At 69.7% G+C, this 14513-nt stretch carries 9 protein-coding genes; 4 read left to right on the forward strand and 5 right to left on the reverse strand.

All coding sequences use genetic code 11. The features are described 5' to 3' along the window. Positions 1–111: 111 nt before the first annotated feature. From NE234_RS20080 to NE234_RS20090, 3 genes are all read right to left on the reverse strand, one after another. Positions 112–4224: a beta-galactosidase gene (locus NE234_RS20080; RefSeq protein ID WP_252781996.1), complete on the reverse strand. Its 4113-nt coding sequence runs from the start codon at positions 4222–4224 to the stop codon at positions 112–114. Positions 4225–4652: 428 nt separating this feature from the next. Continuing rightward, on the reverse strand, positions 4653–5180 hold the full coding sequence (locus NE234_RS20085) for a hypothetical protein (RefSeq protein ID WP_252781997.1): 528 nt from the start codon (positions 5178–5180) through the stop codon (positions 4653–4655). Positions 5181–5283: 103 nt separating this feature from the next. After that, complete coding sequence (locus NE234_RS20090) at positions 5284–5847, reverse strand: TetR/AcrR family transcriptional regulator (protein ID WP_252781998.1); 564 nt, start codon at positions 5845–5847, stop codon at positions 5284–5286. Between the two features lie 53 nt (positions 5848–5900). Between NE234_RS20090 and NE234_RS20095 the strand changes: the two genes are divergently transcribed. The 3 genes from NE234_RS20095 to NE234_RS20105 all read left to right on the forward strand — a co-directional run bounded on the left by NE234_RS20095 (position 5901) and on the right by NE234_RS20105 (position 8415). Next, positions 5901–6722 (forward strand): NAD(P)H-binding protein, encoded by an 822-nt coding sequence (locus NE234_RS20095; protein ID WP_252781999.1) that lies wholly within the window; start codon positions 5901–5903, stop codon positions 6720–6722. Next, positions 6719–7216 (forward strand): MBL fold metallo-hydrolase, encoded by a 498-nt coding sequence (locus NE234_RS20100; RefSeq protein ID WP_252782000.1) that lies wholly within the window; start codon positions 6719–6721, stop codon positions 7214–7216. Before NE234_RS20095 ends, NE234_RS20100 begins: the two co-directional genes overlap by 4 nt. Positions 7217–7641: 425 nt before the next feature. Continuing rightward, positions 7642–8415: a polysaccharide lyase family 7 protein gene (locus NE234_RS20105; protein WP_252782001.1), complete on the forward strand. Its 774-nt coding sequence runs from the start codon at positions 7642–7644 to the stop codon at positions 8413–8415. 24 nt (positions 8416–8439) lie between these two features. Here NE234_RS20105 and NE234_RS20110 read toward each other — a convergent pair whose 3' ends face one another. Beyond that, entirely contained in the window at positions 8440–9543 is a 1104-nt protein-coding gene (locus tag NE234_RS20110) for an LLM class flavin-dependent oxidoreductase (protein WP_252782002.1), read from the reverse strand. Positions 9544–9684: 141 nt separating this feature from the next. Here NE234_RS20110 and NE234_RS20115 point away from each other — a divergent pair, with 141 nt between their 5' ends. Further along, complete coding sequence (locus tag NE234_RS20115; RefSeq protein WP_252782003.1) at positions 9685–13230, forward strand: ricin-type beta-trefoil lectin domain protein; 3546 nt, start codon at positions 9685–9687, stop codon at positions 13228–13230. 157 nt (positions 13231–13387) lie between these two features. On the opposite strand, the gene NE234_RS20120 is transcribed toward NE234_RS20115, so the two are convergent. Continuing rightward, positions 13388–14419 carry a medium chain dehydrogenase/reductase family protein gene (locus NE234_RS20120; protein WP_252782004.1) on the reverse strand — a complete coding sequence of 344 codons (1032 nt, stop codon included), beginning with the start codon at positions 14417–14419 and terminating at the stop codon, positions 13388–13390. Between the last annotated feature and the right edge of the window lie 94 nt (positions 14420–14513).

The raw sequence follows: 14513 nt of genomic DNA on the forward strand, positions 1-14513 counted from the left end.
GCGGCCGAGGGCGGGTCCGTGCGGTGTGTCGCTCGCGCGAGGCTCGGCCCACACGGCGTCGGCCCCGCTCCTGATGGGGAGCGGGGCCGACGGTGCGGAGCGATCGGATGGTCAGCCGGAGCAGGTGAGCACGGGGTTCGCCCAGTCGCCGTGGTCGTTGCCGTTGCCGTCGCCGGCGTCCCCGACGACCAGGTCGACCACCTGACCACCGGTGACCGGAACGTCGATCGAGATGGCCGGGGTGGAACCGGTGACGGTGGGCGTGGTGATCAGCGTCTTGCCGTCGAGCACCACGCTGAACGTGACGGTTCCGGCGTTGCCGTTCTCGTCGTCCATGCCGACGGTCGCGGTGAACCTGCTGCACGTACCGCCGAGGTAGACCGCGACGTCGCTGACGGCGTTGGTGCCCAGCCCCTTGGCGTACGAGGTGCCGTTGATGGTGATCGGGTGGCCGTCACCGGCGGCCTGCTCACCGACGCTGGTGTCCCGCTCGACCGGTCCCCAGCCGTTGGTCGCCGACAGCCAGGGCAGGTCGCTGACCTTGTCCTGACCGGCCGGCGGCACCGGCGGTATCGGGCCGATGATCCGCTCGTCGCTGAACGTCTGCCGGCTGCTCTTCTGGGTCATGGTCGCGGTGGCCGTGATCGCGGCCGGCTTCTCGACGGTCGCCGGTGGGGTGACGGTGAACGTGAACGTCGCCGACTGCCCGGGGGTCAGCCTCGCGGCGGACGCGGGTGTCGGGGCGCTCGCCGTCCAGCCGTCGGGCAGCGTGAGCGCCGGGATGACGTTCTCCGCCGCGCCGCGGTCGACGCTCACCGTCTCCGTCGCGGTGAACTTGGTCCCTCCGGTCACCGTGCCGGGAACCTGCAGGTTGACGGTTGAGATGGGCGACTTGGGCATCTTGTACGTGCCCTCGTTGTATCCCGGGCTGTTGTTCTGCACGACCGTCAGCGGGGACGCGTGGCTGCCGTACTTGGTCAGCGTCACGGTGCCCAGGCCGCCGGTGGAGCCGTCCAGGTTCCACACGGCGATCTTGATGTCGTTCGTGCCGTGCGGGTTCAGCACCCCGTTCGGGATCGGGAAGCTGTGCTGCGGCCCGAGGTAGTTCACGTAGTTGCCCATGTGCCAGCCGTTGACGAAGATCTCCGCGCGGTACTTGCGGGACGATGCGTCGCTGATGGTCAGGCCCAGCGAGGTGTCCTGGCCCGGCGGCAGCTGCAGTGTCACGTCGGTGGCGTACCAGGAGACGCCCGGCGTCTTGTCGGCGGCCGGAAGCGTCACCGGCTGCCAGGCGTCGGTCGGGTAGCCCGGCAGGTACCAGCCGGCGCGCTCGCCGTACAGGCCGCCGACGCTCAGAGGCCCGCGTACGGTGTCCGGCGGCGTCTCGCCGCCCCGGTCGCCCTGCAGTCTCCAGGTGATCGCGTTCGGGGATCCGATCAGTCTGGCGCCGGTCAGCCCGCGGGCCGCCTTGTTGCCGCTGGATTCGTTGTAGTCCTCCTCGTGGCCCATGTTCACGGTGAGTACCGAGATCAGGTTGTCGGGGCCGGCGTGCACCGACCCGGCCGGGAAGGTGTACGTCTTGGAACCGTCGGAGGTGGAGCCGCCGAGGAAGACGCCGTTGAGCCAGACCGAGGAGGCGGCCGCGCCCCCGCCGCTCTGCGCGGACAACGTGATCCCGGCCTCCTTGCCGGTGCCGGTGAAGCGGCCGCGGTACCAGGTGCTGCCGGTGTGGAAGCCGTAGTCATCCGCGAACAGCACCGGCAGCGAGCCGGGCGTGGTGATGCTGTTCGACGTCATCTTGTCGGCCACCGTCCAGGTGGAGTCGTCGAACCGGGGCTGGGCCTCCGGCGATTCCTGGGTGTGCACCCAGTTGGTGAGTGCCGGCAGTTCGACCGGGGCCGCGGTCGGCACCTTCCCGACCAGGCTGCCGTCGTCGGATGCCGTGGTCGCGACGTCGGAGCCGTTCCAGCTGAGCTTCGACGCCTCGCTCCACACCTCGATCGAGCCGTCGGTGTCCACGTCACCGGTCAGTTCGGCCGTCGAGTGCCTGATCTTGGCGGTGCGCAGCAGGTGCGTACCGCGTACCAGGACCGGGCCGGAGCCGGTGTCCTGCCGCCAGAACGTCTTCGCCGTGGCCGTGTCCGCCAGCAGCAGGAGCAGCGGATGGTCGCCGCCGGTGATCCGCACCCGGGCCAGGCCGTTGTGCGTGTAGTTCAACCGCAGGTCACCGGTGGCGGCATCCCACGTCTGGGTGACATCGCCGCCGGTGGACGTGACGGTCGGCTTCGAAGCGAACCGCAGCACCGTCTCGCCCGCCGTGCCGGCGTCGCCGTACAGCACGGCGACGTCCTGACCGCCGATCGTCGCGTTGGTCATCAGCTCGGACGTCGAGTACTGCAGCCGGTTGCCGCCGAGGTCGTAGTTCGCCGTGATGATCTTCGACTCGCGGCCGTCCAGCGTGATGCCGGTGCCGGGTTGTTGCGGCACGGTCGGGTAGGTCACGGGCTTGGTCGCGGGCACGGTCAGATCGATGGCGTCGATGGCGACGAAGTCGCCGGTCGCGCCGGAGCTGTGCCGGCCGTCCACCACGATCTTGAGCGTGTGCGGACCGTCGGTCAGGCCGCTCTTCTGGAACAGCACCGCCTGGTTCTCGTTGCCGTAACCGTCGACCGTGGCCTGCAGGACGCCGTCCAGGTAGACGTCGGCGAGCCCGTGGTTGTCGACCTTCGATCCGATCCAGCGGACGGCGGTGCCGTTGAACGGCACGGTCAGCGAGTCGCCGGCCGCGTTGGACCACGACTCGGTGTGCTTGTAGTCGCCCCCGGTGTAGCTCTGGTCGGCCACGTGCGACCAGGACCCGGAGTACTTCAGGGCCGCGTCGTTGTCGTCGTAGGTGTAGTCGACCGGCTTGGTGTTGAAGTCGACAGAGATGTGCGTGCTGTCCTTCGACGTCGACGTGGAGTCGGAGTGCCGCAGCACGTGGAACTGCGTGCCGGTGTCCGGGTTCCTCCGCGCGGTGTCGACGATCCGCGCGTTGTCCGGCGCGGTGGCCGAGATCGCGTCGGTCTTGGTCAGCGGCGCCACCGCCTGGGTGAAGTACCCGATGAGCTTGTCCTGGTCGTACTTGGGATCGAGCTCACGGTTCTCGCGGATCGCGGCGCCGTAATCGTAGGAGGTGTAGTTCTGCGGCTCGCCGAGCCAGCCCCAGTTGGTGCCGCCGTAGGTCATGTAGAAGCTCTGTGACGTCGCGCCGACCGCGATGTTCTGCTTGTAGAACACGTTGGCGAACCGGTCGTTGATGAGCTGGGCGCATTTGTCGTAGCCGGGGCCGCCCCACGGGTCGAAGGCGCCGCCCTGGAATTCGGCGGTCGCCAGCGGCTTGCCCGCGACATGGTCGTAGCTGATGTCCGGCACGCCATTCCACTGAGTGGGGTTGGAACAGTTGAAGCCCTGCGGGTAGGAGTCCGCGGCGTCCACGTCGAGAGCGCCGTCACCGGCGTTGAACGTGCCGTTGTTGTTACCGACCAGCGGGACCTTGATGCCGTCGGCGAGCGCCTTGTTCTCCAGGTGTTTCATGTACGAGCGTCCGGCGGCGTCGCCGTGGTAGTACTCGTTCTCGACCTGGTACTCGATCACCGAGCCGGTGCCCGTGGTGAGCTGGTGCCTGGCCAGGATCGCGTCGATCTGGGCCTGCCACTCGTCGGAGTACTTGAGGTAGTCGGGGTCGCCGGTGCGGGTGGTTCCGGCCTTGGTGGACAGCCATCCGGGGAAGCCGCCGCCGTCGACCTCGGCGTTGATGTACGGGCCGGGCCGGGCGATGACGTAGAGGCCGGCCTGGTCGGCCATGTCCAGCAGCTTGTCGACGTCCCGTACCCCGGTGAAGTCGTAGACGCCTGGCCTCGGGGAGTGGTAGCCCCAGTAGAGCGAGACGGCGTTGAAACCGGCGGCTTTGAGCTTCTGGAACACGTCCCGCCACAGGTCCTGATTGGGCAGGCGGAAGTAGTGGAACTCGGCGGACCAGATGTACGTGCGCTCGCCGTCGATCTTGAAGGAGTAGCCGTCGTACGTCACCGAGTGCGCCGTTCCGGCGGTGACGGGGGCCGCCATCGGAGGAGGTGCGGCGCTCGCCACCGGGCCGGCACCCAACGCCAGCACCGTGAGGATCATGATCGCGGTCAGGGCCGCGCGCGAGCGGGACAGCAGTCTGGGGATGCTGGGGGGCATGCGGGTGCCTCGCTTCACAAGCGGGACGCGTTTAAGCCTGTGTAAACGCGATGTTCCGAGTGTGCAGTCTGCGGCTTCCTGGAAGATGACGTCAAGGGGGGTATGTGGCTGTTTCGTGGTCATTCGTGAAGATTGAGGTCTGTCGCACTCTTGGCCCCGATGCCATAAATGCGGTTTGTCCGCTGCGTGAGTGCCATCGCCTCCAGCGGGCAGCCAATCCGACGCCCTTTAATGTTGAAAAATGTTCGATTCCAAGCGCGATCTCTTCGAGGTCGAGGCGCCTCGGCGGTGTAATCGCGTTCCGTCGCTCCCGTGAGCGCGAGGACCGTGCGAGTATCAGCGAGTATCGTTCTAGCGTTTTCGCAGGTCGCGTCGGTTGAATGGACCATCCTCCCGACCGGAGGGCGGGGCTTTCGCCGTGTCCGAGGTCAGCCCGCTACGCGCCGCCACGCCGCCTCGTACGTCTTCGCGACCGACGGCCGCACGACTTTCCCGTTCACCCGCAACAGCGCGGTGCCCGCCGGATAGTCCCACTCGCTCCCGAGCGCCGGGGCTTTCTTCAAGATGCCCTGGATGTAGGAGACCCGCTGGGCGACGGCCTGCGCGTCCGGCCACACCTCGACCACCGCGCCGCAGTCGATCCCATCCCGAGCGCTCTGGCACTGCGTCGCGACCTTATCGGAGAGCACGGCCGCCGAGGTGTACCCGTTCGGCCGGCCGAGAAGGTTGTTCGAGTCGCTGGTCTCCGTCACGACGAGCATGCGTTTCACCCGCGGCATGGCGGCTTTGAGAGCGGCCGCGTATTCCTTGGCGGTGCGCGCCGGCGGGATGGAGGAGGTGGTGACGGCCGGTGCTCTGCTCGCGACCGACGGGGTGGCCGTGCCGCCGGGTTCGTCGGTGGACGAGCAGGCGGTCGCAGCGAGCAGGATCACGGCGATGGTGAGGGGGCGGCGCATGGCCGTTGGACGCGCGAGGGAGGCGGGTGGTTGCCAGGGACGGCGGTGGCCGGGGCGGCAGAAGATTCGTCTTCCCGAGCCCCTGGCGCGGACCGGCCGTTCCTCAACGGGCTCCCCTGAGCAGGGCCTCGACGAGCCCGCGTGCCTGGCGCGCCGGCCCGTCGGCGCCGTGCGACTGCACGGACGCGTAAACCCCTTCCATGACGAGGAAGATCTGGTCGGCGAGCACCGCAGGGTCCTCGACGGCCAGTTGGGCGGTCAGTTCGCCGATCTTCTCGCGTACCCACGCCTTGGTGTCGACGGCCAGCGCGTGTGCCTTGGCCGACGCGTCCGGCAACTCGGCCATCGCCATCAGGAACGGACAACCGCGGCAGTGTTCCGGCTGCACCTGCTCGATGAGCGCGTCGAACAGTGACAGGATCCGGTCGGCGGGCTCGCCATCGGCCGTCGCCTCGATGAACCATCGCTTGTAGAGCCCCGCGGCGCGGTCGACGTACGCGGCGACGAGGTCGTCCTTCGACGCGAACAGGCGGTAAAGGGTCGTCGGCGCGACACCGGCCGTCGCGGCGATGGTGTCGACGCCGGTGCCCTTGATGCTGTGCCAGTAGAAGAGGTCGTGCGCCACCGCCAGGATGTGCTCTCTCGTTTCCGTGGCAGGGCGCCTCACGACGACGTAGTCTACGCGTTAGGGAACGTTCCCTAACATTTGAGGAGCGGACTGTGATCGTTGTGGCTGGGGCTACCGGGAACGTCGGGCGCGAAGTGGTCCGCCTGCTGGTCGAGGCCGGTCAACCGGTACGGGCCCTGACCAGGGACCCGGCGAAGGCGACGGTGCCGGCCGGTGCCACGGCCGTGGCGGGGGACCTGACCGACCCGGCGACGCTGCGGCCCGCGCTCGGCGGGGCCACCGCGTTGTTCCTGCTCAGTGGCTACTCACCGGATGTCTTCACCGAGGCTTCGCGAGCCGGTGTGCGGCGCGTCGTGCTGATGTCCGGCGGCTCGGTCGAGACCGGCGACCGGTCCAACGCGGTCGCCAAATACATGATCGAGACCGAGGACGCGCTGCGGGCGTCCGGCCTGGGGTGGACGATGGTGCGGCCGCGGATGTTCATGACCAACGCACTGCAGTGGGCTCCCCAGGTGAGCTCTGGTGTGGTGCGGGCACCGTGGCCGGACGTGCCGTCGGCGGTGGTCGACCCGGCGGACATCGCGGCCGTTGCCGCCAAGGCGCTGGTGTCGGCGGAGCACGAGGGCCGCGAGTACCCGGTCACCGGCCCGGAGGCGCTGCGGCCGGGGGAGCGGGTGCGGATCCTGGCCCAGGCACTCGGCCGTGAGATCCGGTACGAGGCGCAGCCCGACGACGAGGCCCGCACGGAGATGCTCACGCAGATGCCGGAGCAGTACGTCGACGCGTTCTTCAGTTTCTACTCGGATGGAAGGCTCGACGAGGCAACGGTCTTCCCGACGGTTCTCGAAGTGACCGGCCGTCCGCCGCGGACGTTCGCGGAGTGGACCCGGGCCAACGCGGGACGGTTCCAGTGAGGAAGGCGATCGTCGCGCTCCTGCTGCTGATACCGGTCGCCGCGCCGGCGTCGGCGTCGGCCTCCCCGCTTCCGGTCGGCCGGTACGCATCGCCGAACCCCGGCTCGGTCAACGTGCTGTGGATGTCCGCGCCACACGGTCTGATCGTGGTCGACTCGGGCCGCACGCTGTCCGAGGCGCATAAGACGGTCGCCGCGATCCGTGCGGTGCACCGTCCGGTGGTCGGGATCCTGATCACGCACGCGCATCCGGACCACGTCGGCGGCTTGGGCGTGCTGCACGAGGCGTCCCCACACGCGCCGATGTACGCGACGGCCGCGACCAGTGAGGAGATCAGGACCGACTCGAAGGGCTTCTACGCGCTGACCAGGCAGATCGACGGCGACGACTGCCCGGCGGTGATGACCGTGCCGGACCACGTGCTCCAGCCGAACAAGCCGATAACGATCGGCGGCCTGCGGCTGACGTCGACGGACGCGCGGATCGCGTCGTGATCAGCTTCGCCGATGAGGCAGAACACGGTGTCAACGCGCGTTTCGCTCGCCGGAACGCGCGTCAAGGACCGTCGGTTGGGGGCACATGCCGGACGCGATCTCGTGTCACACCCCTGGGGAGGAGACCCGGAAGTGTCTGCGCGTCATCAGTGGGCTCGAAGGCTGAGGATCGAACCGGACGGGTCGTCGGCAACATCGATAGTTAAGTATCTTTACAAAAACCGGTCGTGTACCTACTCTTACGTCATGACCTGGAGGGGCCCGCTCCTGTCCAGCAATCCAGGAAGCGTGCCCCTACGCCCACCTTCGCGCCCCCGCCAGGACGCGTTCGGCCCCGCGCGTGAGGGAGAATGTTCGTGACGGCAGACAACGACCGCACACGCCGTACCAGGTGGAGAATCCTCGCGGCAGCCGCCGGCGGAGCCATGGTGATCGCCCCAGGCGCCATCGGCGCCCGTGACGCCGCGGCCATCGGCTCCGCCCCTGCCACGGGACTGAGCGCCACCGGCCTTGACCCGACCGTCGCACCGGGCGGCAACTTCAACCTGTCGGTGTGGGCGCTCCAGCTCCCGATCGGATCGCCCGGCTCGCCGACCACGATCCCGCCGTCGCAGTTGAAGGGCGCGAACGGCTACACGAATCCGGCTTACTTCTGGACCGACAAGAACGACGGCTCGATGACCTTCTGGGACCCCGAGTCCGGGGTCACCACGCCGAACTCCAGCTACGCCCGCACAGAACTGCGCGAGATGAACGCCGACGGCAGCGCCGCGGACTGGCCGCTGTCCGGCACTCACAAGCTGTCGGCGACCCTGCGGATCGTCTCGGTGACGAAGAACGTCTGTGTCGGACAGATCCATCTCGGCAGCGGCGGCTCGTCGACGAAGCCGCTGCTCGAGCTGTACTACCACGCCAACGGCGACGTCGTCCTCGGCATCGAGAGGTCACCCGACGGCGGTCAGAACACCTACACGCTGACCAATGTGTCACTCGGTACCCAGTGGAGCTACGTCATCGCGATCGTCGGCGGCAAGATCCAGGTCACCGTCAACGGGAACACGAAGAGCTACTCGATCGCCTCGGGCTTCACCGCCTACCACCAGTATTTCAAGGCCGGCGACTACAACCAGTCATCGTCGAGCAGCACCAGCAACGGTGCGAAGGTCAAGTTCTACGCCCTGACCGTGGCCCACGGCTGACCGCTCCGGTCCGCGTCGCCACCACTACACCTCCTGGTCGACCTCGGCCGCCTGGGGAGAGCCGCACGCGGATCGCAGCGACGGCGCGATTCCGCTGAGGAGTTCGTACGACCGCCGGCGGTCACCGGGGTCGTACACCGGGGTGGTGACCATCAGCTCGTCGGCGCCGGTCTCATCGAGCAGCCGCTGGAGCCGTCGCCGCACCGTCTCCGGCGACCCCACGATGACGCCCTTCGTGCGTTCGGCGATCTCCACACGGTCGGCGTCGGTGTAAGGGTGGGCGGCGGCCTCTTCCGGGCGAGGCAACAGGATCCGCCGGCCCTGTGCTCTGCTCAGCAGCTTCAACCGGGAGGGACCGGCGAGCCACTCGGCGCGCTCATCGGTGTCGGCCGCGATGACCGACACGCTGATCAGGGCCGGAGGTGTGGGGCCGGCCGGCTCGGGAGACCGGGACAGGACCCGGTGACCGCGGACGGCGTTCACGGCCTCGCCGGGGTTCAGGTGATGGGCGAACGCGTAGGCCAGGCCGAGTGACGCGGCGAGGCGTGCGCTCGCGGCGCTGGAGCCGAGTATCCAGATCGCCGGCCGGTTGCCGATCGCGGGAACCGCGCGTACTCCGTCGTCGGAGGCACCGTCGAAGTAGCCGAGCAGCTCCGTGATCTGCAGGCGGAAGCTCTTGGCGGTCCGCTCGGTCTCGCTGCGTACGGCGTCCGCGGCGCGGCGGGGACCGCCGAGGGCCCGGCCGATCCCGAGGTCGATCCGTCCCGGATGGAGCGCGGCCAGCGTCCCGAACTGTTCGGCCACGACGATCGGCGCGTGATTCGGGAGCAGCACTCCTCCCGCCCCCACCCTGATGCGACGGGTCGCGTTCGCGAGATGGCCCGCGAGCACGGCGGGGGCGGAACAAGCGACGCCGCGCATGCTGTGGTGCTCGGGCACCCAATACCGGTGGTAGCCCAGCTCATCGGCGGAAACCGCCAGATCGACCGTGTCGAGGAGCGCCTGCCGAGCGGTGGAGCCGGACACGATCGGAGAAGTGTCCAGCACCGAGATGCGCACACCACCGTGGGCCTTGCCCCTGTCCTCTTCGGCCGTCGGCGCGCCGTGCCCGGAATCGTTGCTGGCCACGGTCCGCAGGATAAAACGTGGTTCACCCGGGCGGCGCCGGGCCGATCCGGCCGGGTCGGAAAGAAACCGTTCAGAGTGTTTACAGAAACCCGGTCCGATGATCTGATGCGGGGGACGGCAAGCCGAGTGTGCGAGGTGCCGATGCGTCTCCGGACATCACCGGCCCGGCGTTCGGCGGGGGTGTCCGCCCTGGCCACGCTGGCGACGGCCGCCTCGGTCGTCGTCGCCCTCCCGTCGTCGCCCGCCGCCGCGACCTCGGCGGCGGCCGTGACGGACGGCGCCGCCCGGTTCGAAGTCCTGACGCCGACGTTGATCCGCACGGAGTACGCCGGTGACGGCGTCTTCACGGACGCGACCACCTTCAACGCCGTCAACCGGTCGTTCACGCCGCCGCCGTACACCACGACGGTGACGGCGGACGGCTACCGGGAGATCCGCACCAGCGCGCTGACTCTGCGGTACAAGCAGAACAGCGGCCCGTTCACCGCGTCGAACTTAAGCGTCGCGATCACCGCGACGGGCACGACCGCGCGCCCGGCGTTCCCGTCGTACTGTCCCGTGTCGGTCGCGTGCGAGGGCGAGAACGCGCTGTTGACGGGGAACGCGACGCCCGCCTACGACCATCAGGGCTACACGGGTACCGGATTCGCCTCGGGATACGAGCGCACCGGCAGCGGCGTGCAGTACGACGTCGACGTGCCCAGCGCCGGCACGTGGCGACTCGCGGTCCGGTACGCCAACGCCACCGGCAGCGACGGCCAGTCCGCCACGCGCACGCTGACGGCGCACGTCAACGGCGACGCGGGGCCGCGGTTCAGCCTGCCGCCGACCGGTTCGTGGGACACCTGGTCCACGGCGTCGGTGGACGTCGGTCTGCGCGCCGGCGTCAACACGATCACCGTCGCCGAGGACGCCGGTGACTCGGGCCGCGTCAACCTCGACAGTCTCGCCGTCACGCCGACCACGGCCACGGGTTACCCGGCGCCGGCCACCGATCTGCGCACCACGGGCTACGGCGCGGGGCCGGCCGGCCAGTTGGGCGGCTGGTACCGGTCGCTGGACAATCTCCCGAACGGTCTGCCGGACGCCGGCACGTTGCATCCGGGCCTCCTGGACCGGGGCGGCTGGTACCTGCTGGACGACACCCGCACCGCGTTGCTCGGCGCGAACCACACGGTCGGTGACCGGCCGAGCCACGGCGCACAGCCCTATCAGGACGGCTACTTCTTCGGGTACGGGCAGAACTACAAGCAGGGCCTGAGCGACCTCAACGCGCTGACCGGGGGAGTGAACCTGCTACCGCAGACCGCGTACGGCGTGTGGTTCTCCCGGTTCTGGGGGTACAGCACGTCCGACTACCAGAACACGCTGCTGCCCGCGTTCCGGAGGAACTTCGTCCCGATCGACTGGCTCGTCGTGGACACCGACTGGAAGAAGCCGGTGGAGTGGGACGGGTGGAACTGGAACACGGACCTGTTCCCGGATCCGCAGGCATTCCTCGACTGGACGAAGCAGATGGGCCTGGACGTGAGCCTCAACGTCCACCCTGAGATCGATGACACCGATCCGAGGTTCCCGGCGGCGAACACCGCCGCCGGCGGTCTGCCGGTCCAGCCCGACGGGCACACCCACTACTTCGACTGGTCGAATCCGGCGCACCTGGCCGCCTACCAGGGGCTGCACGCGCCGTTCGAGCAGCAGGGCGTCCGGGCCTGGTGGCTGGACTACTGCGGAGGCTGCGGCGCGTCGATCGCCTCGGATCCGCACGTCGCGCCGGACAACCTGATCAACCAGGCGTACGCCGACCACGACACCGGGCGCGGCCTGCGCGGCTTCGCGTTCAGCCGGATCGGCGGCACCGAGCACGGCGGCCTCGACGCCACGAACTTCGCGGTCGGCCCCTGGTCCGAGCGGCGCAACACGCTGGCGTTCACGGGTGACACGTACTCGACCTGGGACACCCTGGCCTACGAGGTGCGGTTCACCGCCGGGGAGGCCGCCGCCGGCCTGACCGGTGTGACGCACGACATCGGCGGCTTCCACGGAGGTCACCTCGCCGACGACATGTACGCCCGGTGGGTGCAGTTCGGTACGTTCCAGCCGGTGCTGCGGCTGCACTCCGACCACGGCGACCGGCTCCCGTGGGACTATCCGGGCGCGGCCCAGGCGGCGGCGCAGCGGTTCCTGCGCCTGCGGGAGGCGCTGGTGCCGTACACCTACACGATGGCATGGCAGGCGTCCCGGACCGGAGTGCCGATCGTACGGCCGATGTACCTGGACTACCCGACCACTGACGCCGCCTACAGCGCCTCCGGTGAGTACATGTACGGCGATGACATGCTGGTGGCGCCGGTCACCACTGCGAATGACGCGAACGGCAACGGGTCGGTGTCGGTGTGGGTGCCGCCGGGCACCTGGAGCGACTACTTCACCGGCGCGACGTACACGGGGCCGACGACCGTCACGATGAGCGCTCCGCTGTCCCGGATGCCCGTGCTGGTCAAGGCCGGCGGCCTGGTGCCCCTGCGCACCGACTACGTGAACGGTCAGAAGGAGAAGCCGGGCGGCGGGCTCACCGTCGACGTCACGGCCGGCGCGGACGGCTCCTTCAGCCTCTACGGCGACGCGGGGGAGGGCAGCGGGTACGCGTCCGGGCAGTTCACCACCACGCCGCTGTCCTGGGCCGACGGCTCCCGTACCTTCACGGTCGGTGCCGCCACGGGCGGCTATCCGGGGGCGCCCGCCACCCGGGCGTACACCCTGCGCGTCGCCGACAGCGCCGCGCCCACCGCGGTCCTGGTCGACGGAGCGCAGGTGCCGGAGACGGCGTGGGCGTACAACCGCAACAGCCGCACCGTCACCGTCACCACCGACAGCCTGTCGACGGGCGCGGCGCACACCGTGGCGCTCACCGGGTCCGCCGCGGACAACCCGGGCACCGGCGAGGTCGTCGGCGTCGGCGGGCTGTGCCTGGACGTGCGGGGCGGGATCGACGCGGACGGCCAACCGGTCCAGGTCTACACCTGCAACCACACCACCGCGCAGCAGGCCGGCCACGCCGGCGACAACACCGTACGGTTGCTGAGCCGCTGCCTGACCGCCGGCGGCACGGCCAACGGCGCGCCGGTCACCATCGCCTCCTGCAACGGTGCCCCCGGCCAGTCCTGGACCCGCCGGGCCGACGGCACGCTGCTGAATCCCCAATCCGGCCGCTGCCTGGACGTCCCGGACTCCAACCGCACCCCCGGGGCCGTCCAGCTCCAGCTGTACGACTGTCTCGGCACCGACGGGCAGATCTGGCGGCTGCCACCCGGACCGATCACCGGCCCGGGCGGGCTGTGCGCCGACGTGGCCGATGCCGATCCCTCCTCGGCCGGCGCGGTGCAGCTGTACACCTGCAACGGCACCGACGCACAGCGCTGGTCCACCCCGGGTGACGGCACCGTCCGGGTGTTCGGCAAGTGCCTCGACGTCAGCCACGGGGCCACCGCCGACGGCACCCCGGTCCAGTTGTTCGACTGCAACGGCACCGGCTCCCAGACGTGGACCAGCCGGAGCGACGGCACCCTTTACAACCCGCAGTCCGGACGCTGCCTCGACGACCCCGGCAACAGGCAGAGTCCCGGCGACGTCCTGCAGATCTACGCCTGCAACACCAGCACCGCCCAGCAGTTCCGTCTGGGCTGACCCGAGACGACCGTCACGTCCCGTCCCGGTGCAGCGCGTGCGGTCCGGTCCGTCGGTTCCCTGACGGTTCAGCGCGGGCGCTGCGCCGTACACCTCCGGTCGGACCGCGACGGTGCGGCCCGGTGACATGCGTGTTCGACGGCTTCGGCGGGGAGCGTCAGGGGTGGAGGACGACCTTTCCGGCGACGGTGCCGGACTCGGCCAGGCGCATCGCCTCGGCGACCTGGGTGAGAGGCAGCTCGGCGGCGATCTGGGCGGTGATCTCACCGCGCCGCAGCGCTTCGAACACCCCGGTGAGGTCGGCGCGCAGCCGGGCCCGGAAGCGGCTGCGGCTCAGGGCCCGGCCGGCCCAGACGTTGAAGAAGTAGGCGCGGCGGCGGTTGGGCAGGGCGTTCCACAGCCACACTCGGCCCAGCAGCTTGAGCACCGGCCACTGCTTGGAACCTTCATCGTCGCGGGTGGAGGCGCTGCCGTAGGAGACGAGCGTGCCGCCCGGCGCGAGCAGGCGCCAGGAGTCGACGACGCTGCGGCCGCCGACGTGGTCGAAGACGGCGTCCACGCCGCGCGGGGCGAGTTCACGGACGCGTGCGGGGATGTTCTCGGTGCGGTAGTCGATCGGGGTCACTCCCCGTTCCCGCAGGGCGGCGTGGTGGCGTGCGGAAGCGGTGCCGATCACCTTCGCGCCCGCGGCCTGGGCGAGCTGGACCAGGACCGAGCCGACTCCTCCGTTGGCGCCGTGCACCAGGACGGTCTGCCCGGCGCGGACGCGGGCCTTGCGGTGCAGCATCTGCCAGGCCGTGATGCCGTTGATCACCACGGTCTCCGCCTCCGCGGCGCTGATCCCGTCCGGCACCGGCACCACATCGGCGGCGTCGACGACCACGTGGCTGGCCCAGCCGCCGACCTTCAGCAGCGCGGCCACCCGGGTGCCGACCAGGCCCGGAGCGACACCGTCCCCGGTCGCCAGCACGGTGCCGACCAGGTCGTAGCCGGGAACGAACGGGTAGGGCGGCTGGTCGTAGTAGCGGCCGCGGCGCATCTGCTGCTCGGCGAAGGAGACACCGGTCGCCTCCATGCGGACGACGACCTGGCCCGGGCCGGCGGTCGGCACGGCCCCCTGCCGCACCTGAAGCCCCTCCGGCTCGACCTTGCCCGGCAGCACGACCTCGACCATTTCCGCAGCGTTCATGACGACCTCCATCGACCTCTCACCAGCGACAGTTAGCGGCTGGCGCGTTCGTTAGAAGTTATAACGCGCTGCAGGAGTGACGGTCAAGAACATT

It is taken from the genome of Actinoallomurus rhizosphaericola, assembly GCF_024055675.1.
GTDB classification, from domain to species: Bacteria; Actinomycetota; Actinomycetes; order Streptosporangiales; family Streptosporangiaceae; genus Actinoallomurus; species Actinoallomurus soli.

Excerpts from the sequence above, each read along its gene's own strand:
- NE234_RS20080 (WP_252781996.1), bottom strand. The coding sequence starts at position 4,224 with ATGCCCCCCAGCATCCCCAGACTGCTGTCCCGCTCGCGCGCGGCCCTG.
- NE234_RS20115 (WP_252782003.1), top strand. The coding sequence starts at position 9,685 with ATGCGTCTCCGGACATCACCGGCCCGGCGTTCGGCGGGGGTGTCCGCC.
- NE234_RS20085 (WP_252781997.1), bottom strand. The coding sequence starts at position 5,180 with ATGCGCCGCCCCCTCACCATCGCCGTGATCCTGCTCGCTGCGACCGCC.
- NE234_RS20105 (WP_252782001.1), top strand. The coding sequence starts at position 7,642 with ATGGTGATCGCCCCAGGCGCCATCGGCGCCCGTGACGCCGCGGCCATC.
- NE234_RS20120 (WP_252782004.1), bottom strand. The coding sequence starts at position 14,419 with ATGAACGCTGCGGAAATGGTCGAGGTCGTGCTGCCGGGCAAGGTCGAG.